Here is a 20429-nt window from a genome sequence, read left to right as displayed (position 1 = left end):
ATTGTTCCAAAATGTGGTACAATGCCCATACTCAAATTATCAATTTTCGGGCTTATTAAAGAGGTAGTACAATGATTTCTGTTGCCATCGTCAGCCCCGAGCTTTCGCTTGGGCCCATTAATAAAGTAATTGAAAGCCGCGATTTTGGCTGCGAGTTTCATCGATACGTTTATAATCAGCTGGATGATATTAAGTGGATTTATGAAGATTGCAAAGATAACTGCGATGTTATCTTCTTTAGCGGAGAGCTAGGATATCACTACATTCTCAACCACATTCCAGACATCGAAATCCCCTGCAGTTTCATCTTTTATGACACCAAACACATTCTTTCCATCCTGCTTAATTTCGTGTTGGAAACGCCAAACATTCCACTGCAGCGCGTTTTGGTCGATTTTTTAACCCCCCTGAACAATTTCATGAACCTGAAATCTTACCTCAAGCCGGAGTTTTGTCCTTACTGCTACGAGAGCTTTGTATATGACTACGCCCACATTACTCGCCGCGCCTGCGAGCTTTGGGACGCCGGTAAAATCGACCTCGTACTCACCCGCAGTATCAACAATATCCCCACCTATGAAAAGCTAGGTATTCCCTACCTTGCCATTTTCCCGACCGAGGACATGATTGCAGAATCGATTGGTTCGGCACTGAAAGAAGTACGTCTTTCGATGAAAGAAAACTGCGATCAGATTACCGCAATCATCAAGTTGATGCTGGAGCCTTCACTTGCCAATACCGACCGTGAATACCTCGAAGCTACCTTATATAAACTGCTTGTCGATTTTAGAAAAGACAAAAAGCTGGATTACAGCATTCAGCCTTCGTTTGACCGTTTTGAATTGCACACCCAGGCAGGCGCCCCCAGCGATATGTCTGGTATTCTGCAAGAACTGGTCCGTTATCTCCAAAAATACTTTGATGCATCGTTCCGGATTGGCATCGGTGTTTCTCCTTCGCTGGACCAAAGCCACTATTACGCCGAAAGTGCGCTGCTGGAGTCTTTGCGGTACGGGTGTAACGATGCGTTTCTCATTACCGGCGAAGATGCCTTGCTCACCGGGCCACTTTCTCTCTCACGTCAGCTGACTTACAGCTATACCAACCACAAAGCGTCTTCCTATGCAAAGCAGGTTGGCATTGACGAAAGCAATTTGGTGCGTATTATTGGTCTGTTCGAGATGGACCCCGGCACTGCGCTTACCTCTGCAATGCTTGCCAAATGGCTGAACATCACCTCCCGCAGCTGTAATCGTATTCTGCAGCAGCTGTTGGACTCACAACTAATCTACGAAACCCCTTCTCAGGGACCCGCACGCAAAGGCAGACCCGAGAAGGAATACCATTTTGACGCAAATAAGATGCGTGAGATTTTGCTTTAGGGCGTTTTCACCCTTGATGGGGCAGTTGTTTTATGAAAAAGCGTTAAGACTTGATGCAGTTTTGATGCGCAAAAGATGATTTTACCGCCGCATTTCTTTGACAAAAGACAACAAAAAAGGACGGGCAACTTACGTTGCTCGTCCTTTTTTATTCTGTTTTAGGTGCTTTTCAAGGTTTGCTCTCGCTAAGAAGCTGCAAAGCTTACAAGAGTCCTATCCGTCTTTTTCAAAAAAATGACCCTCAAAAGCTGCCGCGGCAGGCCCCTTCGCGTTTAGAATCTGCTAAGCTTCAGGGGTAGTTTTTTGCAATTCCGTCCTCGGCCCAGTCTTGCACCAGCGGGTGCGCATGGAACGGAATGTTCTGCGCTATCTCACAAAAGGCTGCCAGGTACTTGGTAATGTAGGCACCCTTTTTGTATGCAAGGTAGAACTCGCGCGTATATTCTTCCCCTTTAATAAAGTAATAACTTTCTTGTATAGAGGAGCGAGGCAACCGGTTTGTCACCAGCGTTTCCGGGTAGAGCGCTACCATATCACAGCTGAGCGCAAGGTTTTTTGCAAGAACCACGCTCTCGGTTTCAAGGAAAATCTTCGGTTCCATCCCCAGCTCAAAAAACATATGGTCCTGCATACTGCGCACGCCGTGGCCCTTTTTTGCCAGCACAAAAGTCTCGTTTTTTGCTTCGTCTATGCTGATTTCCGAGAAGGGTGGAATCCGCTTTGCAAGGTCGGTATTCTTGCCGGCATACAGCACCATACGCTCCTTACAAAGCCTTAAATACTCTATTTGATGGGTTTTTTCCTGCACTGAAATCAAAAAAGCAAGATCCACCTTACCATTTAACAGCATCTCTTCCATTTGGGTGGAGCCGGTTTCTACCAGCTTTATTTCAACGCTTGGATATTGGCGGTGAAACTCTGGCAAAATACTGGGTAGAAACACTGCGCCGCGCAGGGTGGAAACGCCGATGACCAGCCGCCCGCTTTCTTCTTTTTTAATTTCTTCCAGCTGCAGCGAAAGGTTATGGTTCAGCTCCATTAACTGCTTTGCTGCTTCCAGATAGCGCTCACCTGCATAGGTCAGCGAAATAGGCACGGTGGTGCGGTCAAAAATGCGCGCCCCGATTTCCTTTTCTACTACTTGTATGGCGTGGCTCAGTGCCGGCTGAGAAACGTATAGTTCTTTCGCCGCTGCTGAGATACTTCCACATTCATAGACTTTCAATATGTAACTTGCTTGCTGAAGATTCATATCGGCCCCCTATAAATGTTTTTTATAGCACGTATGCTATTTTTTCTATTTGCTTTATATCAATCATTATACTACACTGAACACGAGGAAAACGCAAGGCAAAAAATGTGCAATATCACAGAACTTTGTTTCATCTGGAAAATAGTTACATTTGTTGCCTGCACTAAAATGATTTGATCTTTTGCTGCGAGTTGCTAGCATCGCAGCAAAGAGAAAATACAGGGCAGCCGTGTTACAGGCTGCAAGAAGAATAAGAAGAATTGTTTTTGTTATGGGAGGAAAACATCATGCTGACTTTTCTCGGTTTTGCAATGATCGTCGTGTTCATGGCATTGATCATGACGAAAAAGCTTAGCCCCTTCACCTCGCTTATCCTCGTCCCCATTGTCTTTGGCCTGATCGCGGGATATGGCTGGGACACCTTCGGCTACGCAATGGATGGTATCAAAAGCGTAGCATCGACCTTCGCGATGATGACTTTCGCGATTCTTTACTTCGGTGTCATGCTTATCTCTGGTATGTTCGACCCGATGGTAAACAAGGTTGTGTCCTGGTGCAAAGGCGACCCCCTGAAGGTGCTTGTTGGCACTGCAGTGCTCGCTGGCTTCGTTTCTCTGGACGGTGACGGCACCACTACTGTTATGATCTGCTGCACCGCTCTGCTGCCCATCTACGACAAACTGAAGATCAAAAAGATCTATCTTGCAACCCTTATCATTCTGCAGAACTGCATTATGAACCTTATCCCTTGGGGCGGCCCGACTGCTCGCGTTATGTCTGTACTTAACCTCGATGCAGGCGTTATCCTTGCTCCGCTGGTTCCCGGCATGGCACTTTCTGTTGTTTATGTGCTTGCTGTTGCTTACTACCTTGGCCTTAAAGAGCGCAAACGCCTTGGCGTCAGCAGCGCTGAAGCCGGTGCTATTCAGGCAAATCTCGTCGAGATTTCTGAAGAAGAGCAGGCTTGGAAACGTCCGAAGCTGATCATCTTCAACCTGCTGCTCACTGTTGGCATCATCGTCTCTCTGGTTATGGGCCTTGCTTCTTCTGCTATTCTCTTCGGCGTTGGCACCGGCATTGCTCTGTGCGTCAACTACCCCAACCAGAAAGTACAGCGCAACGTCATCAGCCACCTTGCTCCGGATATGATTAACGTTGTTATGATGGTTTTGGGCGCAGGCGTTCTTATGGGTGTTCTTAACGGACCCGAAGACGCAGGCATGTCCAGCGCTATCGCACAGTTCCTCGTTTCCATCATTCCGGAATCCCTCTCTCGTTTCTTCGCGGTTATTATCGCAATTATCAGCGCCCCCGGCACTTACCTGCTCAACAACGACGCATTCTACTATGGCGTGCTGCCCCCGCTGGCTGCAACTGCTGAAACCTACGGCTTTACCGCTCTTCAGGTCGGCTTTGCATCCCTCATGGGCCAGGCGTTCCACTTCCTCAGCCCGCTGGTTCCCTTCATCTATCTGCTGATGGATCGCACCGAGATTACCCTCGCTGAGTATCAGGCTTATATCGCCAAGTGGTGCGTAGGTATCTTCGTCATCTTCATGGCAGTGGGTCTTGCTCTTGGGTACTTGCCTATCCTGTAATTACTATTATAGGAGAAAGCGGCGCAAACCATTGGAAGGAGAACTTTGATCTATGGAAATCTTAAAAGCGGCTATGGCCGGCACCTTGGAGTCTAGCGACGCTCAGGTGACGGTTGAGCCCGGCAACCAAGACATCGAATTGTCTATCGAAAGCAGTGTTATCAACCAGTTTGGCCGACAAATCCGCACAGCGGTGCTGGAGACCCTTGATCGGCTTGGTGTCACTGCTGCGAAGGTCACCGTGGTGGATAAAGGCGCACTCGACTGCACCCTGAAAGCACGGGTAGAGTGCGCGGTCTACCGCGCCAATGGCATCACAGAAAATTTCCCCTGGGGAGGTGACATCCGATGATTCACCCGAACAAAAAAAGGCTGAGACGCAGCATGATGTTTTTGAATGCGCAGAAGCCCAGCCTCATTAAAGACCCGTATGTTTACGGTGTTGACTCGATTATGCTCGACCTCGAAGATGCTGTTGCGGAGAATCAGAAGGATTCCGCTCGCTTCTCGCTCTATCATGCATTAAAAGAGATTGACTACCATGGCATAGAGCGCGTTGTTCGGATCAACGGCCTGGATACCCCCCACTGGAAAGAAGATATCCGTGTTTGCGTGGCAGGTGGCTGCGATGCGATTCGCATTGCAAAAACCGAAAGTGCCAAGGATGTCCAGATCGTCGAAGAACACGTACTCGCTGCCGAGCGGGAGTTCGGTCGTCCCGAAGGCAGCACCTTGCTGATGGCTGCGCTTGAGTCTTGCCGTGGCGTACTTAATGCGCTTGAAATCTGCGAATCCTCTGACCGTCTGTTTGGCATTGCGCTGAGCGGCGGCGACTATACCAAGGACCTGCAAACACACATCACCGGCACCGGCATAGAGCTGGCTGGCGCACGGCAGCACATGATTATGGCTGCCCGCGCTGCCGGTGTGCAGTGTTTCGATACCGTCTTTACCAACCTGGATGACATGGAAGCCTTTGAAAAAGAGGTCGAAATGATTAAACTGATGGGCTTCGACGGCAAATCTCTCGTCAACCCCCGCCAAATTGCGGTGGTGCATCGCATCTTTACCCCGACCCCCAAAGAGATTATCTTTGCGGAAAAGGTAGTGCGTGAGATTGACGAAAAGAAGGCACAGGGCATCGGTGTATTCACTGTTGACGGCAAGATGATCGACATCGCCTTCTATGACGGCGCAAAACGGACGATTGAACTCGCAAAAGCGTCCGGCGTATATGAGGGGGATTTGTAAGATGAAAAACGCAGTAGGCAGAGAAATTCCGGAGGCAGTACTCGCTGCAACCGGTAAAGATATCTTCCGCGGCACCTTCGCTCAGGAGGGCCGTGAATACAAAAAGGCAGCCCCCACCGTCCGCGCCTGCATGGACCCCACCCGCAGCAAGCTGATCGCTTCGATTCACGATGCACTGGTGGCCTGCGGCATCAAAGACGGTATGACGCTGTCCTTCCACCATCACTTCCGTGATGGCGACTATGTTTTAAATATGGTCATGGAGGAAGTCCGCCAGATGGGCATTAAAGATATTACCATCTGTGCTAGCTCTATGGGCAAAGCCAATGACCCTATTGTTCCTATGATTGAAGAGGGTGTCGTCACCGGCATCCAGTCTTCCGGCGTGCGCGGCAAGATCGGCGAAGCCATCTCTGCCGGTAAGCTAAAAAACCTGGCTATCATGCGCTCGCATGGCGGCCGTGTACGCGCCATTGAAAGTGGCGAAGTGCACATTGATATTGCATTTATCGGTGCCCCTACCTCTGATGAGTACGGCAACCTGCGCGCTGTCGGCGGCAAAAGCGACTGCGGCGTGCTCTCTTATGCAATGTCCGATGCGCAGTATGCAGACAAGGTCGTAGCAGTCACCGATTGCCTCGTGCCTTCTCCTAACCTTCCGGCCAGCATCTCGCAGGTGGATGTAGACTATGTTGTTGTGGTAGACGCAATTGGCAACCCTGCCAAAATTGCTACCGGTGCAGCAAAGCCCACCACCGATATGCGCAAGCTGCTGATGGCCGATTACTGCACCCAGTTCGTCATTAACACTCCGTGGTTTAAAGACGGCTTCAGTTACCAGACAGGGGTGGGCGGTGCTTCCATCGCATCTACCCTTTCGCTCGGCAAAATCATGAAAGAGCGAGGCATAAAGATGAAGTTTGGTGTGGGCGGCATTGCCGGCCCCATGTGCCAGCTTCTCGAAGACGGGCTCATCGAAACACTCGTCGACACCCAGGACTTTGATGTCGCGGCTATCGATTCCATCAAAACCAACCCGCGCCATTTTGAGATCTCGGCATCCGAGTATGCGAACCCGTTCAACAAGGGCGCCTATGTCAATCAGCTGGATTTTGTCATTCTGGCTGCCCTTGAGGTCGATGTCCACTTCAATTGCAACGTCGTGGTCGGCTCTGACGGCGTCATTACTGGCGCACAGGGTGGCCACCCCGACACCGCCGCCGGTGCAAAATGCACTATCGTAATCGTACCGCTGTTGCAGGGCCGCATACCTGCAATCTGCAGTGAGGTTACGGCAGTCACCACCCCCGGCGAAACGGTAGACGTAGTGATCACCGATTACGGCATTGCAATCAACCCGGCACGTAAAGACCTGCTGGAAGCCATGAAGGACGTCAACTTGCCCTTCTGCACCATTGAAGAACTACGCGACAAAGCGTATGCCATCACCGGTGCACCTGACCCTGTCCGGTTCGAAGACCATGCGGTGGGCATCATTGAGGCCCGCGACGGCACGGTCATGGATGTGGTATATCAGGTAAAGCCCTACCAGTTTTAACCCATCTACTACTCACCTTTTGTTCTCGGGGCCCAACCGCAAAGTGCCACTTGCGGTTGGGCCCCAACCTCTTTATACTTAATATTGCTGGTTTTATCATCCTATATGTCAGGAGCGAGCGCTATGTTCAGGTTTATAATAACGCTTTTTATCGCAATTTCGGTAGGCTATGCAGCCTACCGTGTGAAAATACCCGGCGGCTTTATGGTCGGTGCGGTGCTTGGCAGTGCAGTGCTAAGTATCTTTACCGGTGTTGCCTATATGCCGGGCTGGACCAAAATTGCCGCACAGGTAACCGCCGGTGCATTCATCGGCTGTGGCATTAGCAAAAGCGACCTTGCCGGGTTTCGCAGCCTTCTGCGCCCTATCCTGACTTTACTTTCTATGATGCTTGCACTCAACCTTTTAATGGGCTATCTCGTCTACCGGTTTAGCCCGCTAGACGCGGTAACCGCCTTTATGTGTGCTGTGCCGGGCGGTATGAGCGATATCCCTATTATTGCAGCCGAAATGGGGGCAGATGCCGCCAAGGTAACTGCGGTGCAATTTTTGCGCATGGTGGCGGGGATTGCTATTTTTCCCTCCGTAATCCGCGCTATGACCCGTGGCGAACCTCAACCGCAGCCTGCGGATGCCCCTGTTGCTGACAGTGCTCTTGCCGAAAGCAGCAAACCACGGCAAAGCTTTTTTCTTACCCTGCTTGTGGCCACGGCAGGCGGTCTGCTGGGCCGTGCGCTCGGTATTCCTGCCGGTACGCTGGCCTTTGCCGTTATCGCTTCGGTACTGTTTAAGCTGACCACCGACCGCGCTGTTTTGCCCATGTGGGCAAAACGAATGGCGCAGGTTCTTTCGGGCGCCTACATAGGGAGCAGTATCAGCGCGCCAGATTTGATAGAAATGCGTCAGGTTCTGGTACCTGCCCTGCTTATTTTAGCGGGCTACGCAGTAAACTGTTTTTTAACCGGGCTACTGCTTCACCGCGGCTGTCACTTTACCCGCCGCGAGGGTATGCTGGCCGCAACCCCCGCCGGTGCGTCAGACATGGCCCTGATTTCGGCAGATCTCGGTGTAACAAGCCCCAACCTTGTTGTGATGCAGACCCTTCGCTTGCTTGCGGTAGTGATTATCTTTCCGCAGGTGGTTCATCTGGTGCTGCTGCTTTTGCATTGACCCGTAACTGAGAAAGGAGAATGGCCCGCCATGTCGGACTATCATTTTAGCGAAATACGCCCCGGTGACCGCCGCGCAGTGCGCGAGATGGAAACCTTGCTCAAAGCAGAGGGCATCTCAAAAGATGGCAACCTTGAATTTTCTGTCGGCTTGTACGATGAAGACTATCAGTTGGTTGCCACCGGCTCTGCTTTTGCCAATACACTGCGCTGCCTTGCAGTAGACAGTGGGCACCGCGGAGAAGGCCTAATGGGGCAAATCGTGAGCTATTTGGTAGACTGGCAGTTTCGGCGCGGCTATTCTGACCTTTTTCTATACACCAAAACCAGTACCGCCCACTTTTTTACCGACCTCGGTTTTTATGAAGTGGCGCGCGGCGGTGACAAGGTTGTGTTTTTAGAAAATCGCAAAAACGGCTTCGCCCGTTATCTTGCCCGCTTGCAGGCAGAAACCGAAGCCTCTGGGCTAAAAGGTAGCCGCATAGGTGCGGTGGTGATGAACGCAAACCCTTTCACGCTGGGGCATCAATACCTGCTGGAAACCGCCGCCGCTGACTGCGATATCCTGCACCTCTTTATGGTGTCGGAAGATGCTTCTCTTGTGCCGTTTGCAGTGCGAGAGCAGCTTGTGCGCGCTGGGTCTGCGCATTTGGGCAACATTGTGTATCACTATACGGACAGCTACCTCATTTCGTCCGCTACCTTCCCTTCTTACTTTTTAAAAGACTCCGAAACAGTGATTCGCTCGCAGGCTGCGCTGGACACTGAGCTATTTACCAAAATTGCACAAAAGCTTGGCGTGACAGTGCGTTATGTGGGCGAAGAGCCTTTCAGCGAGGTAACCAACATCTATAATGAGGTGATGGCCGAGCGGCTGAGCGCTGCCGAAATCGCTTTGCGGGTGACACCGCGCAAAGCGCAAGACGGCAAAGCCATCAGTGCTTCTCAGGTGCGGCAAGCCATTCACGATGGCAATTTGGAAGTACTGCGCGGATTGGTGCCGGAAACAACTTATAGCTATTTTGCATCGGACGAAAGCCGCCCGGTGCGCGAAAAGATTCAGCAGGCTGTGGAGGTGATTCACTATTAACCCGGTTACTTCAGTTTTTCCCGAAGAAGTTACACTGCTTGAAATGCTGGAGGCGCGAGAGCAACGCGCGCAAAAGCAGCAAATGTTGTTAAACGGGCACAAGCAACCTGTAATTTCACTTACTTTAAATATCCCCGGCCCTACCAAAGTGTTCAGCGGCGTTGCGGAAGCCTTTTGTGAGGGCTGCCGCAGGGTGGAAACCCTGCTTGCCCAAGAAAATCTGGCGATTAGCGACCAGAAGGAAACACGCGCCAAAACCGGCTACGAAATGCTTTACAGTGTAGCTGCCGAAGCAGCTGCACTAAAAGCGCTGATGGTAACGTTGGAAGAACAGGATGCGCTTGGGCGTTTATTTGATATTGACGTGCTGGATGCAAACGGGCGCCAGATGAGCCGTACCGATATTTGTGCAGCACCACGCCGATGCCTGATTTGTGAATCCCCTGCCCATGCCTGCGCCCGCAGCCGGCAACACAGTGTGGAGGAATTGACCGATGAAATACACCGAATCCTGTGCGCAGCCTTTTCTATGCAGTAACACGGCCGTAGAAATGCCTTTAAAAGGACATGCCGAACTGTGCCGTGCCCGTTTTTTGACGAAATTGGAGCAGGCACTTATTTTCGGCCTGATGGAAGAAGTGCGCACCACGCCAAAACCAGGCCTGGTAGACCTGGCAGACAATGGGGCACACCGCGATATGTGCTATGATACGTTTGCATCCAGTACCCGCGCCATTACGCCATACCTCACTGCAATGGGCGCCCTGGGATACGATTTTGACGGTGCTTCAGACGTATTGTTTCCGCACCTGCGCCGTTTGGGCGCCGAGGCCGAAAAGGCAATGTTTGCAGCGACAGAGGGCGTCAACACGCACAAAGGCGCCATTTTTTCGCTTGGGCTTCTCGCAGCTGGCATCGGTTATCTGTTCCGCCGCAAGGGGTTCTTTTCGGCGGGAGAGCTTTTCGAGCTTTGCAGCGCAGCAGCAACCCCCTGGCTGAAAAAAGATTTTGAAGAAATGCGTTGTCGCCAGCCTGTAACACACGGCGAAAAGCTGTTTGCTCAATATGGCTTCCGCGGCATACGCGGCGAGGCACTGGACGGATTCCCGGCTCTGCGCTGTGTGGGGCTGCCAGCATTGGCAAAGGCAAACCGTACCCAGCCCTGCGCCAACAGTGCACAGCTTTTTATATTGCTTACATTGATGGCACAGGTGGAGGACACGAATGTCTTAAACCGGGCGGGCCCCAGTGCACTCAAACAAGTACAGGCCGAGGCCCAGCAGTTCATCGCCGATTTCGCCGTCATCGACAACCACGCGCTCTCAGCACTGGCCGAAATGAACCGGCGTTTTATCGAGCAAAACATCAGCCCCGGCGGTTGCGCAGATTTACTTGCCGCTTCGCTGTTTTTAGGCCAGTTGGAAGAGGCTGGCATCTTACGACTGATATAAGCATTGCTTCGCTCATCTCATGCCCCCTCAAATTTTATAAATCTTTCTCCTCTTATCCCCCAACCCTTCTGCTTTTGACCAACCGTTAGAGCAGGAGGGTTTCTTTTCGCCCTGCCGTACCGGCACGCAGTTGATTTTAGCTTATTTTGTGCTATATTAAAGAGGTAACTATTGCTGGGTTGCCTTGTTTTAAGGCAACCCATACCGCCGCGCTTTTTAAACTGCCAAGCGGTGAAATCTTCAGCCTTTTGACCGGATAAGAAAGGAAGATAGCATGAAATTTTTTATTGATACCGCTAATGTGGAGGAAATCCGCAAAGCAAATGACATGGGTGTAATTGCAGGTGTTACCACAAATCCCAGCCTCATCGCCAAAGAAGGGCGCGACTATGCAGAAGTTCTGCGTGAAATTGCCGCCTTTGTAGATGGGCCGATTTCGGGTGAAATTAAAGCAACGACCACCGATGCCGAAGAGATGGTAAAAGAGGGCGAAGCGATTTATGCGCTGGACCCGAAACACATGGTCGTGAAAATCCCGATGACCACCGAAGGCTTAAAAGCCATCAAAGCGCTCAGCGCAAAGGGCATCCCGACCAACTGCACCCTGATTTTCAGCGCAAACCAGGCGCTGCTTGCCGCCAGAGCCGGCGCTACTTTTGTCAGCCCGTTCCTGGGCAGATTAGACGACATCAGCCAGCCGGGCATTGAACTGATTGAAACCATTGCAGCGATGTTTGACAACTACCCGGACATCACTACCGAAATTATCGCGGCTTCAGTGCGCTCCCCCATTCATGTGACCGACTGCGCTCTTGCTGGTGCGCATATCGCCACTGTTCCGTATGCGGTACTTGAGCAGATGACTCATCACCCGCTGACCGACCAGGGAATTGAAAAATTCAAAAAAGATTACCTCGCGGTGTTTGGCGCATAATTTCGCTTATTATTGCTGTTTATAAAAAGAGCCCTGAAACCCAATGCAAAACGCTTTGGATTTTGGGCTCTTTTTTGTTGCATTTTTCTAAAAGCACGTGTATATTAGTTATACAAGTATAACTTTTAATACCAACTGGAGATGAAATAGATGAAAAAGCAACCAACGCATTTTATGGCAACAGTGAAAGTTGGGCCTAAAGGGCAGGTCGTTATTCCCAAAGAGATTCGAGAAATGTTCGGCATCGAGCCGGGAGACAGTGTCATGGTTATGGCAGACAGCAGCCGTGGCATCGCTATTCATAAACAAAGCGTTATGGAAGACATTGCAAAAGCAATTTTTGAAGGTAAGTCGCAGACATTTGACCCCGATGGCGATTCTGCCGATCTTACCGGTTTTGCCAGCGCGATTGAAGAAACAAAGGAAAAAGGCCAGGTGAGCAAATGAGTGCAGAAGTGTTAACGGTAAAAAACCTTTGCAAGATCTACCCTGCTTTTACGCTCAAAAATGTTTCTTTTTCGCTGGAAAAAGGAAAAATCACCGGCTTCATCGGCCGCAATGGTGCCGGTAAATCCACTACGCTAAAAGCATTGTTTCATTTCTTGCACCCAGACAGTGGTGAAATCCGTTTCTTTGGTGATTCAATTACCGAGCATGAGCTTGCTATCAAGCAACGGGTGGGCTTTGTTTCGGGCGGGATTGATTATTACACTAAGAAAAAAATAAAGACAATCACTGCCGTAACCAAAGCCTTTTATCCCGCTTGGGACGATGCTGCATACCAAAAATATTTGAAGCTGTTTGCTTTGGACGAAAACAAAACGCCAAGCCAGCTTTCGGCAGGTATGCGGGTAAAATACGCCCTTGCGCTGGCGCTTTCGCACAATGCAGAACTGCTTATTCTGGACGAACCGACCAGCGGCCTTGACCCAATATCGCGTGACGACCTGCTGGATGTCTTGATGGCTTTGTGCGACGAGGGTAAAACGATTTTATTTTCTACCCATATCACTTCTGACCTCGACAAATGCGCTGACCAGATTATTTACATCCAAAATGGCGAAATTTTAGCCAATTCTTCGATTCAGTCATTTGTGCAGGGGTATAAAACTGTAACGCTGGCAGAAAAGTGCCCCTTAGAAAAAGAGGCGCTGCTGATTGGAACCAAGCGCAGCAAAAATGGCTACACCGCTCTGGTAAAAACCGAAAATGCTGCAGCACTCGGCTTGCCCTGCACTGATGCAGACCTGGAATCTATTATGATTCATCTTGAAAAAGAGGTGGCAGAATGAAAAACGTACTTAAAAAAGAGCTGCTGCTTGCGCTGCATCCCACTGCACCATTATTTTTGCTGCTTTCTGCAATGTTGCTTATTCCCAACTATCCTTACTATGTAGTGTTTTTTTATAATGCACTGGCAATCTTTTTCACCTGTTTGCTGGGGCGCGAAAACAACGACGTTTTTTACTCGCTTACTCTGCCTATTCCAAAGCGGGACATTGTAAAGGGCCGTTTTGCTTTTGTGGTGCTGTTGCAGGTGGCTCAGCTTGTTATCGCGGTTCCTTTTGCTTTGCTGCGCCAACAAATGCCGCTGCCAGGCACCCAGGTTGGCATGGATGCAAACATTGCCTTATTCGGGCTTTCGTTGATATTAATGGGATTGTTTAACCTTGTTTTCTTCGCCATTTACTATAAAGATATCAACAAAGTCGGCACTGCCTTTGCCTGGGGCAGCGCAGTGGTTTTTGTTTATATCTGCATTGCCGAAGCTGCCGCACACGTGGTGCCGTTCTTCCGCGATGTACTGGATACCAAAGACCCCCAAAATCTTTCTGCAAAACTGCTTGTTCTCGCAATTGGCGGTTTGCTTTACGCAGCTTTCACGCTGCTTGCATATCGCAGAGCCGTCCAAACGTTTGAAGTGCAGGACCTTTAAAATATAGCAGCCTTGCTTTATCCATACAAAAAGGGGTACCGTTTTTCGGTACCTCCTTTTTGTTCGCTTACAGGTCTGCAATATTCATTTTTTCAATTTCTGCAAGGCTTTCTCTTTTTTCTTTTTCGAGCATTTTATTTACAAAGTAAATCGCAAACAAGATTGCTGCCTCAAAAATTGCCGGGATGCCAACTATAATAAATCCGCACGCGGCTATAATGGGCAAAATGAGCGCCATTTTAGAATGTCTTTTGCAGAAAAAGACCTGAAGCCCGATTAAGAGCAAGAAAATGCCCAGAAAGATAAAAAGCCCCACACTCACAATCAACATACATCTATTCTCCTTTTACTTTTTTATAGCCTTGTATCAGCAGTTTTGCTGTGTCAAAATCAATTTTCTCATTGACTGCCAGCCGTTTGACCAGCGCTATATATGGATCGCCAGAAACTTCTTCGCTGATTTGTATTTTCTGAATCAGCTTATCCAGCCGCAGCCTTACTGTAGGATAAGTAACGCCATACTGCTGCGCAATTTCTTTTAAAGAGCCAGATGCAAGCACAAACTTTTTCATAAAAGCCAGGTCTTCTTCTTCCAGCCCTGCCATCCACTCCGGAATCATTTCTATTGCCATAGCCACCACTCCTTTAATAATATTAAATATAAACTATAATTTTATTAAAGTCAATGTGTAATTATTTCTTTGATTTTAATTTTACATGTTATTTATATTATTCTTGTTCTGCGCTTACCTTTGCAAACACCAGGCTAGGTTGGTATAATCAAGCTAATAACTACTGCTAGATTTTCTGGGTGTGCAGACACGAAAGGATAAAACGATGCTGGAAGTTTGTTTTAGTGATTCGGTCAAAGGGGCTTTGCATTATGCGCAGCACTGTAAAAACAGCATTGGCGGAGCCAGTTGCATTGCCGTCATTGGTCGCGGTAAGCTAAGCTGGTGGCAGCGCAAAAAAGCAGAGGCAAAAGCCCGGGCCAGGCAGCAAAAACTGCAAGCACAGGCCGTACCGCTGGGTGGCTGCAAAGAAGACCTTGCCTCACTTTCGTTTGATTTTTCTATTGGCGATATTGCCGCACCTTTCGGCGATGAAAACTGCCCGCGGCAGCAACTGCTGCAACAGTGGCTCACCGCAGACCCTTGGGGTGAACTGGAACAGATGGAAGCCACCGCCACAAAGTTTTGGCAAGATTGCCTTGTCGACCTTGAAAAACTAAAAGCCCGCGCGGCGGCGGGAGACGCAATCCGAATCTGGGCAGACGATCTGCCCTCCAGTGCTTGCGGGCTGCTGTTTGCGGCAGATATTTTGCAGCACTTTAATACGCCTGTTACGCTGGTACCGCTGCCGAAAGAATATACCATGGGCGATGACGCAGTCGTTCAGCCGATTGGCTGGGGTGATATAACACCCGAGCTTTACGGTGTTTTTGCCAAAGATGCCGTGCCCGTTTCTGCGTCGCAGTTAAAAGAGATGGCCGCACGCTGGCAGCAATTGGTGCGTGAAAATGCCCCGCTGCGGGTGGTCGAAAACGGCCACGTCATCAGTGCGCCGATAGACTATTACGATGCTGCCATATTAGAAGAGTGCCCGCCAGAAGGCTGCCGGGTATGTGAGCTAATCGGCAAGGTTCTGGGGCGCCGCAGACTTGGCATCAGTGACTGGCTTGTGGCCCAGCGTATTCGCGCACTGCTTGACTCAGGTGTATTCACCATGCAAAAGGATGACCCACGCCGCTTTTATAATGCGGTTATTGCCCGCACATAGCGTTTAATTTAAAATGCAAAATAAAAAGGCCTCTTCTTACACAGAAGAGGCCTTTTCTTTTGTAAAGCACAAGCAGCTGTAAACCAGCAAGCTATTTTCGCCTTTTATTGTATCTCAATTTGCTTTGTCTAAACGATTTTTGTTGTCCAGTCTTCCAGGTTCCAAACATCAGTCACAAGGTCGCTGTAAAACTCCGGCTCGTGGCTGACCAATATCACTGTGCCCTTAAACTCTGCTACAGCCTGTTTTAAGGATTCTTTCGCATACACATCCAAATGATTGGTCGGTTCGTCAAGCACCAGCAGGTTCATGCCGCGCAGCATCAGCTTGCACAGCCGCAGCTTAGCATGCTCGCCGCCGCTTAGCACCCGCACCTGGCTTTCAATATGCTGGGTGGTCAGTCCACAGCGGGCCAGTGCACCGCGCACCGCTGCATTGGTCATCGAGGGGAATTCTTGCCACACCTCTTCCAGCGCGGTGTTTTTACTCGCTGCATGTTCCTGCTCAAAATATCCTGTTTCTACAGTGTCGTCTACTGTTACTTCGCCAGCAAACGGCGGAATAATACCCAGCATCGTTTTCAGCAAAGTGGATTTACCAAGGCCGTTCACACCTTTGATGGCAATCTTCTGCCCTCGCTCTACCACAAAGCTCAGCGGTTGGGTCAGGGCTTCGTCGTAACCCAGCACAAGGTCTTTTGCTTCTATAATAAACTTGCCCGGCGTGCGCGAATAGGTAAACCCGAAGGTTGGCTTCGGCTTTTCTTTTGCAAGCTCGATGACTTCCATCTTATTCAGCTTTTTCTGTCGGCTACGCGCCATATTTGCGGTAGCAGCACGTGCTTTGTTGCGGGCAACAAAATCCTCCAGCTGAGCAATCTCTTTTTGCTGCTTTTCGTACGCCTGCTCCACCTGCCGTTTTTTCAGGTCATACATCGCCAGAAAATTATTGTAATCGCCCTTATAGCGGGTTAATACGCCGTTTTCCACATGGTACACTACATTAATAACGTTATTTAAAAACGCTTCGTCATGCGAAACAAGCAAAAATGCATTTTCATAGTTCTGCAAAAAGTTGGTCAGCCAGACAATATGGTTTTCATCGAGATAGTTGGTCGGCTCGTCCAAAATTAAAATCGTCGGATTTTCCAGCAGCAGTTTGGTCAGCAGCACTTTAGTGCGCTGCCCGCCGGAAAGCTCTGCGACGTCACGGTCAAGTCCAATTTCGCCAAGCCCAAGGCCGCCGGCATACTCTTCCACGCGGGAATCAATGCTGTAAAAGCCGCTGTGGTCGAGGATATTTTGCAGATCGCCGACCTCTTCGAGCAGCTCGTTCATTTCGTCTTCGCTGGCATCGCCCATTTTTTCGTACATGGCCAGCATTTCTTGTTCAAGCTGGAACATGGGAGCGAATGCATCGCGCAGCACATCGCGGATTGTTTTGCCCGCGGTGAGGCTGGTGCGCTGGTCAAGGTAGCCTACCGTGACATGCTTGCCCCAAGTAATGGTGCCTTCGTCGGGCGGCAGTACCCCGGTGATGATATTTAAAAAGGTGGATTTGCCCTCGCCATTCTCCCCTACCAGGCCCACGTGTTCGCCTTTGCGCAGGCGAAAGGAAGCATCGTCGAGGATACAGCGCGCGCCATACCCATGTGTTACGTTTTGCACATTCAGCATCTGAGGAACCTCCGGTAAAATCTCTTACAAAAGCAAAACCCCGATGCATCACATCGGGATTTTCAGCTTTTCTATTATATCCAATTTTGCGCCGGTTGTCCATTGGCAAATATGCGCTCGCTGTGCTTTTGCAGATGACACACCAAAACAAATATGGTAAAATTCAGGTACTGCAAGCTACTGTGGCTTTTTCGGCCACCCTGCCAGGAGGGCTTATGCTTTATCATGCAAAAAATTGCACCGTTTCTATCGGCAATACAGATATGAACTATATTACATTTGGCAATGGCCCTAAAACGCTGGTGATGATTCCAGGCTTGGGCGATGGGCTGAAAACGGTAAAAGGCATGGCCGTTCCATTTGCGTACCTGTACCGTGCTTTTGCAAAAGATTACCGGGTATTTGTGTTCAGCCGAAAAAATGAAATGCCGCAAAATTATTCGCTGCACGACATGGCCGAAGACCAGGTTGCCGTGATGAAAGCACTTGGACTTTCTGACGTTTGCCTTTTAGGCGTTTCTATGGGTGGTATGATAGCCCAACACATTGCGCTTAACCATCCCGAAATGATAAAAAAGCTGGTTTTGGCAGTTACCGCAGCGCAGCAAAACGAAACTTTGCAAACTGTGGTTTGCCGGTGGATTGCAATGGCCGAACGCGGCGATTATAAAAGCCTGGTCATTGATACGGCTAAACGGTCTTACAGCGAAGCCTACATCAAAAAGCACAGCGCCTTTCTTCCACTTTTGGGGATAGTGGGTAAACCGAAAGACTTCAGCAGATTCCGCATTCAAGCAAACGCATGCCTTGGGCATAATGTGGCAACACGACTGCCCGAAATAAACTGCCCCACCCTTGTGGTTGGCGGTGACAGGGATCATGTTGTCGGCACCGCCGCATCTACCGAAATCTCAAATAAGATTCCCGGCAGTAAGCTCGTGCTCTACAACGGGCTTGGCCATATGGCCTACGAGGAAGCACCTGATTTTAACCAGCAGGTATTGACTTTTTTAGATGACTGAGCTTACAGCGGCCGCTTTTTCACCTAAAAAAGTCCTGCACTTGCCCTTTGCGGCCAGCATATTTTTATAGAAAACAAAGTAGCCCGACACCTTAACAAGTGCCGGGCTGTTTTGCTTTGCATGCTTAATTCAGTTTTTGCTCGCCGCGCACAGCTTCGGCGGCAGCGAGCACTTCTTCGGCCGAAGCGCCAAAACCTGCGGTAAGGGTGGCCGCAATCGCCCCTTCCACAAATGGCGCATCCGCCAGCAGCAGCTGGGTTTGCGGCAGTGCTTCCTGCACCATCTCGGCGGTCATCACTGCACTGCCCATATCCATCAGCAGCACTGCGCCATCGCCATCATCCGCTTGCCGCACCGCCTCATACAGCGCATCATAAGAGGTGCCAAAGCTGCCGTCTGGCAGGCCGCCCGCAAAGGTGACGCGCGCGTCGGGCGCCATCATTTTGGCAAGCCCGGCGACGCTTTGCGCCACCGCACCGCTGTGCGAAATCAGTACAATGCCCACCATCAGCCAAGCACCTCCTGCGCAATTACCTGCAATATCAAAAGCGAGCTGGCGGCGCCGGGGTCGGCGTGGCCAATGCTTCGATTGCCGAGATAGCTTGCGCGGCCCTTGGTTGCAAGGATGGTTTTGGTGTATTCGACGCCGGCTTCGGCTGCTTTTACGGCACGCCGCAAACCGTTTGCAAAGTCCGGATCTTCCCGCAGTGCATTGAGTGCGGGAATCAACGCATCCAGCATCGTCTTTTCGCCCTGCTGCGCTTTTCCGCGCATTGCGATACCTGCAATGGCGGCATCAAAGGCACGAATAAAGTCGTTGCTGTCCATCTCTGTTTTTTCGCCTACCGCCGCGCCTGCCTTTAAAAAAGCTGTGCCGTACAACGGGCCAGAGGCACCCCCCACGGTAGAAACTAGTGTCATTCCCGCCATTTTAAGGATTGCCCCAACGCTGGCATTCGCCGCTTCATCCAAACGTGCTGCAACTGCACCAAAGCCACGCGCCAGGTTAATGCCGTGGTCACCGTCGCCAATGGCACGGTCAAGCGCTGTCAGCGCATCTTTTTCCTGCTCTACTGCCTGCGCAATTTTACGCAGAACTTCAGCTACCTTTTTGCTGTCTGCCATAACTATGGCCCTTCCTTTCTTGGAAACTGTGCCGCGCCCGGCTTTGCCAAGCTATATAATACTATTAAATAAAGAAAGCGGCACAATACCGAAACTTGAAAGTGCTGCCTTTCAAGTTTTCTACTTTTCTATTTGCCGCGAGCGCAATGTCGCCGAGGCTGCTTTAGTTTTTCCAGGCCGGTGCATTGCAGGGTGCATCCAGCAGCTGCTTAAGTTCATCATCCAGCCGCAGCAGCGAAATCGAAAATCCCGCCATTTCAATCGAGGTCATATAGTTGCCCACCATCGTTTTGTAAACTTGAATTCCGCGCTCTGCCAGCAGGTCCTGTAATTTATTGTTGAGCAAAAACAGCTCCATCAGCGGGGTGCCACCTGCACCGTTTACAAGCACTGCTACTTCACTGCCCGCGTAGTCGATATCCGCGAGAATCTTTTCGGTCAGCATCGTCACAATTTGATCGGCCGGGGCAAGTTTTTCGCGGTGGGTGCCCGGTTCGCCGTGGATGCCAATGCCGATTTCCATCTCGTCATCCGCAAGGTCAAAGCCAGGGGTGCCTGCTGCCGGTACGGTGCAGGGCGAAATTGCCATGCCCATGGTGCGCACGTTGTCAATTACTTTTTGTGCCACTCGCTGCACCTGGTCAAGCGGGGCCCCCGCTTGTGCTGCGGCGCCTGCAATTTTGTGGACAAAAATGGTGCCTGCAACGCCGCGGCGCCCGGTGGTGTAAAGGCTGTCTTCAACGGCCACGTCGTCATTGGTTACAACCGAGCGCACCTCAATGCCGTCCATCGCCGCAAGCTCTGCCGCCATTTCAAAGTTCATAATATCGCCGGTGTAGTTTTTCACAACCATCAGCACGCCTGCCTCGGTGGCAATCGCGCGGATGCCTTCATAAATCATATCCGGTGTGGGGGAGGTAAACACTGCGCCTGCAACTGCCGCGTCCAGCATTCCGGTGCCTACAAAGCCACCGTGAGCCGGCTCGTGCCCGCTGCCGCCGCCGCTGATGAGTGCAACTTTACTTTCTTTTTTCTCGGCTCGTACCACTACATTTCCGCAATCCAATTTACGCAGCATATGCGGATAAGCTTTTACGAGACCTTCTATCATTTCGCGCTCGACATTTTCGGGCTGGTTGATAAGTTTTTTCATAAGTAACGCCCCTTTCGTATTGGCAGGGTTGTTTTTCAACATTGTCTTAAAAC

The 20429-nt window shown here is 50.4% G+C and carries 22 protein-coding genes; 15 read left to right on the top strand and 7 right to left on the bottom strand.

All coding sequences use genetic code 11. The features are described from left to right. Positions 1-71: 71 nt before the first annotated feature. On the top strand, positions 72-1382 hold the full coding sequence (locus C1A11_RS08280; RefSeq protein ID WP_102050011.1) for a hypothetical protein: 1311 nt from the start codon (positions 72-74) through the stop codon (positions 1380-1382). A gap of 289 nt (positions 1383-1671) precedes the next feature. Here the strand turns inward: C1A11_RS08280 and C1A11_RS08275 are convergent, their stop codons facing one another. Next, entirely contained in the window at positions 1672-2634 is a 963-nt protein-coding gene (locus tag C1A11_RS08275; protein WP_102050010.1) for a LysR family transcriptional regulator, read from the bottom strand. Between the two features lie 287 nt (positions 2635-2921). Here C1A11_RS08275 and C1A11_RS08270 point away from each other — a divergent pair, with 287 nt between their 5' ends. The 12 genes from C1A11_RS08270 to C1A11_RS08215 all read left to right on the top strand — a co-directional run bounded on the left by C1A11_RS08270 (position 2922) and on the right by C1A11_RS08215 (position 13621). Beyond that, a complete protein-coding gene (locus tag C1A11_RS08270; protein ID WP_242965882.1) occupies positions 2922-4232 on the top strand; it encodes a CitMHS family transporter in 1311 nt (436 codons plus the stop codon). A 52-nt stretch (positions 4233-4284) separates the two neighbouring features. Then, positions 4285-4584: a citrate lyase acyl carrier protein gene (gene citD, locus C1A11_RS08265; protein WP_102050009.1), complete on the top strand. Its 300-nt coding sequence runs from the start codon at positions 4285-4287 to the stop codon at positions 4582-4584. Beyond that, complete coding sequence (locus tag C1A11_RS08260) at positions 4581-5483, top strand: aldolase/citrate lyase family protein (RefSeq protein ID WP_102050008.1); 903 nt, start codon at positions 4581-4583, stop codon at positions 5481-5483. Before citD ends, C1A11_RS08260 begins: the two co-directional genes overlap by 4 nt. Before the next feature lies 1 nt (position 5484). Further along, positions 5485-7041 (top strand): citrate lyase subunit alpha, encoded by a 1557-nt coding sequence (citF, locus tag C1A11_RS08255; RefSeq protein ID WP_102050007.1) that lies wholly within the window; start codon positions 5485-5487, stop codon positions 7039-7041. A 105-nt stretch (positions 7042-7146) separates the two neighbouring features. Continuing rightward, the gene (locus C1A11_RS08250; RefSeq protein WP_102050006.1) at positions 7147-8211 is read left to right on the top strand and encodes an AbrB family transcriptional regulator; all 1065 of its coding nucleotides are present in this window, start codon (positions 7147-7149) and stop codon (positions 8209-8211) included. Between the two features lie 30 nt (positions 8212-8241). Beyond that, the gene (gene citC / locus C1A11_RS08245; RefSeq protein ID WP_102050005.1) at positions 8242-9300 is read left to right on the top strand and encodes a [citrate (pro-3S)-lyase] ligase; all 1059 of its coding nucleotides are present in this window, start codon (positions 8242-8244) and stop codon (positions 9298-9300) included. An 82-nt stretch (positions 9301-9382) separates the two neighbouring features. Further along, complete coding sequence (citX, locus tag C1A11_RS08240) at positions 9383-9838, top strand: citrate lyase holo-[acyl-carrier protein] synthase (protein ID WP_242965880.1); 456 nt, start codon at positions 9383-9385, stop codon at positions 9836-9838. Then, the gene (gene citG, locus C1A11_RS08235; protein ID WP_102050003.1) at positions 9795-10751 is read left to right on the top strand and encodes a triphosphoribosyl-dephospho-CoA synthase CitG; all 957 of its coding nucleotides are present in this window, start codon (positions 9795-9797) and stop codon (positions 10749-10751) included. Before citX ends, citG begins: the two co-directional genes overlap by 44 nt. A 274-nt stretch (positions 10752-11025) precedes the next feature. Continuing rightward, entirely contained in the window at positions 11026-11685 is a 660-nt protein-coding gene (gene fsa / locus C1A11_RS08230) for a fructose-6-phosphate aldolase (protein ID WP_102050002.1), read from the top strand. Positions 11686-11835: 150 nt separating this feature from the next. Beyond that, positions 11836-12132, top strand: coding sequence for an AbrB/MazE/SpoVT family DNA-binding domain-containing protein (locus C1A11_RS08225; RefSeq protein ID WP_102050001.1), 297 nt, complete (start codon positions 11836-11838; stop codon positions 12130-12132). Next, entirely contained in the window at positions 12129-12977 is an 849-nt protein-coding gene (locus C1A11_RS08220; RefSeq protein ID WP_102050000.1) for an ABC transporter ATP-binding protein, read from the top strand. The genes C1A11_RS08225 and C1A11_RS08220 overlap by 4 nt, the downstream gene beginning before the upstream one ends. Beyond that, positions 12974-13621 (top strand): ABC-2 transporter permease, encoded by a 648-nt coding sequence (locus C1A11_RS08215; protein WP_102049999.1) that lies wholly within the window; start codon positions 12974-12976, stop codon positions 13619-13621. Before C1A11_RS08220 ends, C1A11_RS08215 begins: the two co-directional genes overlap by 4 nt. 67 nt (positions 13622-13688) lie before the next feature. Here C1A11_RS08215 and C1A11_RS13810 read toward each other — a convergent pair whose 3' ends face one another. Next, positions 13689-13859 carry a hypothetical protein gene (locus C1A11_RS13810; protein ID WP_180950294.1) on the bottom strand — a complete coding sequence of 57 codons (171 nt, stop codon included), beginning with the start codon at positions 13857-13859 and terminating at the stop codon, positions 13689-13691. Between the two features lie 97 nt (positions 13860-13956). Then, on the bottom strand, positions 13957-14253 hold the full coding sequence (locus C1A11_RS08205; protein WP_102049997.1) for a DUF2089 family protein: 297 nt from the start codon (positions 14251-14253) through the stop codon (positions 13957-13959). Between the two features lie 205 nt (positions 14254-14458). Here C1A11_RS08205 and C1A11_RS08200 point away from each other — a divergent pair, with 205 nt between their 5' ends. Next, on the top strand, positions 14459-15400 hold the full coding sequence (locus tag C1A11_RS08200) for a DUF3658 domain-containing protein (RefSeq protein ID WP_102049996.1): 942 nt from the start codon (positions 14459-14461) through the stop codon (positions 15398-15400). Between the two features lie 128 nt (positions 15401-15528). On the opposite strand, the gene C1A11_RS08195 is transcribed toward C1A11_RS08200, so the two are convergent. Beyond that, on the bottom strand, positions 15529-17076 hold the full coding sequence (locus C1A11_RS08195; RefSeq protein WP_102049995.1) for an ABC-F family ATP-binding cassette domain-containing protein: 1548 nt from the start codon (positions 17074-17076) through the stop codon (positions 15529-15531). Positions 17077-17291: 215 nt separating this feature from the next. Here C1A11_RS08195 and C1A11_RS08190 point away from each other — a divergent pair, with 215 nt between their 5' ends. Continuing rightward, complete coding sequence (locus C1A11_RS08190) at positions 17292-18098, top strand: alpha/beta fold hydrolase (RefSeq protein WP_102051040.1); 807 nt, start codon at positions 17292-17294, stop codon at positions 18096-18098. Positions 18099-18222: 124 nt separating this feature from the next. Here the strand turns inward: C1A11_RS08190 and dhaM are convergent, their stop codons facing one another. From dhaM to dhaK, 3 genes are all read right to left on the bottom strand, one after another. Beyond that, complete coding sequence (dhaM, locus tag C1A11_RS08185; protein ID WP_102049994.1) at positions 18223-18606, bottom strand: dihydroxyacetone kinase phosphoryl donor subunit DhaM; 384 nt, start codon at positions 18604-18606, stop codon at positions 18223-18225. Next, positions 18606-19223: a dihydroxyacetone kinase subunit DhaL gene (gene dhaL / locus C1A11_RS08180; protein ID WP_102049993.1), complete on the bottom strand. Its 618-nt coding sequence runs from the start codon at positions 19221-19223 to the stop codon at positions 18606-18608. The genes dhaM and dhaL overlap by 1 nt, the downstream gene beginning before the upstream one ends. Before the next feature lie 163 nt (positions 19224-19386). Continuing rightward, entirely contained in the window at positions 19387-20376 is a 990-nt protein-coding gene (dhaK, locus tag C1A11_RS08175) for a dihydroxyacetone kinase subunit DhaK (protein WP_102049992.1), read from the bottom strand. Positions 20377-20429: the final 53 nt, after the last annotated feature.

It is taken from the genome of Pygmaiobacter massiliensis, assembly GCF_900199435.1.
Taxonomy (GTDB): domain Bacteria; phylum Bacillota; class Clostridia; order Oscillospirales; family Ruminococcaceae; genus Pygmaiobacter; species Pygmaiobacter massiliensis.
Note: the sequence above shows the minus strand (reverse complement) of the source record. Positions and strands in the feature narration are given on the sequence as shown.

Coding starts and splice junctions, on each gene's coding strand:
- C1A11_RS08280 (WP_102050011.1), top strand. CDS start 72: ATGATTTCTGTTGCCATCGTCAGCCCCGAGCTTTCGCTTGGGCCCATT.
- C1A11_RS08275 (WP_102050010.1), bottom strand. CDS start 2,634: ATGAATCTTCAGCAAGCAAGTTACATATTGAAAGTCTATGAATGTGGA.
- C1A11_RS08270 (WP_242965882.1), top strand. CDS start 2,922: ATGCTGACTTTTCTCGGTTTTGCAATGATCGTCGTGTTCATGGCATTG.
- citD (WP_102050009.1), top strand. CDS start 4,285: ATGGAAATCTTAAAAGCGGCTATGGCCGGCACCTTGGAGTCTAGCGAC.
- C1A11_RS08260 (WP_102050008.1), top strand. CDS start 4,581: ATGATTCACCCGAACAAAAAAAGGCTGAGACGCAGCATGATGTTTTTG.
- citF (WP_102050007.1), top strand. CDS start 5,485: ATGAAAAACGCAGTAGGCAGAGAAATTCCGGAGGCAGTACTCGCTGCA.
- C1A11_RS08250 (WP_102050006.1), top strand. CDS start 7,147: ATGTCAGGAGCGAGCGCTATGTTCAGGTTTATAATAACGCTTTTTATC.
- citC (WP_102050005.1), top strand. CDS start 8,242: ATGTCGGACTATCATTTTAGCGAAATACGCCCCGGTGACCGCCGCGCA.
- citX (WP_242965880.1), top strand. CDS start 9,383: ATGTTGTTAAACGGGCACAAGCAACCTGTAATTTCACTTACTTTAAAT.
- citG (WP_102050003.1), top strand. CDS start 9,795: ATGAAATACACCGAATCCTGTGCGCAGCCTTTTCTATGCAGTAACACG.
- fsa (WP_102050002.1), top strand. CDS start 11,026: ATGAAATTTTTTATTGATACCGCTAATGTGGAGGAAATCCGCAAAGCA.
- C1A11_RS08225 (WP_102050001.1), top strand. CDS start 11,836: ATGAAAAAGCAACCAACGCATTTTATGGCAACAGTGAAAGTTGGGCCT.
- C1A11_RS08220 (WP_102050000.1), top strand. CDS start 12,129: ATGAGTGCAGAAGTGTTAACGGTAAAAAACCTTTGCAAGATCTACCCT.
- C1A11_RS08215 (WP_102049999.1), top strand. CDS start 12,974: ATGAAAAACGTACTTAAAAAAGAGCTGCTGCTTGCGCTGCATCCCACT.
- C1A11_RS13810 (WP_180950294.1), bottom strand. CDS start 13,859: ATGGCGCTCATTTTGCCCATTATAGCCGCGTGCGGATTTATTATAGTT.
- C1A11_RS08205 (WP_102049997.1), bottom strand. CDS start 14,253: ATGGCAATAGAAATGATTCCGGAGTGGATGGCAGGGCTGGAAGAAGAA.
- C1A11_RS08200 (WP_102049996.1), top strand. CDS start 14,459: ATGCTGGAAGTTTGTTTTAGTGATTCGGTCAAAGGGGCTTTGCATTAT.
- C1A11_RS08195 (WP_102049995.1), bottom strand. CDS start 17,076: ATGCTGAATGTGCAAAACGTAACACATGGGTATGGCGCGCGCTGTATC.
- C1A11_RS08190 (WP_102051040.1), top strand. CDS start 17,292: ATGCTTTATCATGCAAAAAATTGCACCGTTTCTATCGGCAATACAGAT.
- dhaM (WP_102049994.1), bottom strand. CDS start 18,606: ATGGTGGGCATTGTACTGATTTCGCACAGCGGTGCGGTGGCGCAAAGC.
- dhaL (WP_102049993.1), bottom strand. CDS start 19,223: ATGGCAGACAGCAAAAAGGTAGCTGAAGTTCTGCGTAAAATTGCGCAG.
- dhaK (WP_102049992.1), bottom strand. CDS start 20,376: ATGAAAAAACTTATCAACCAGCCCGAAAATGTCGAGCGCGAAATGATA.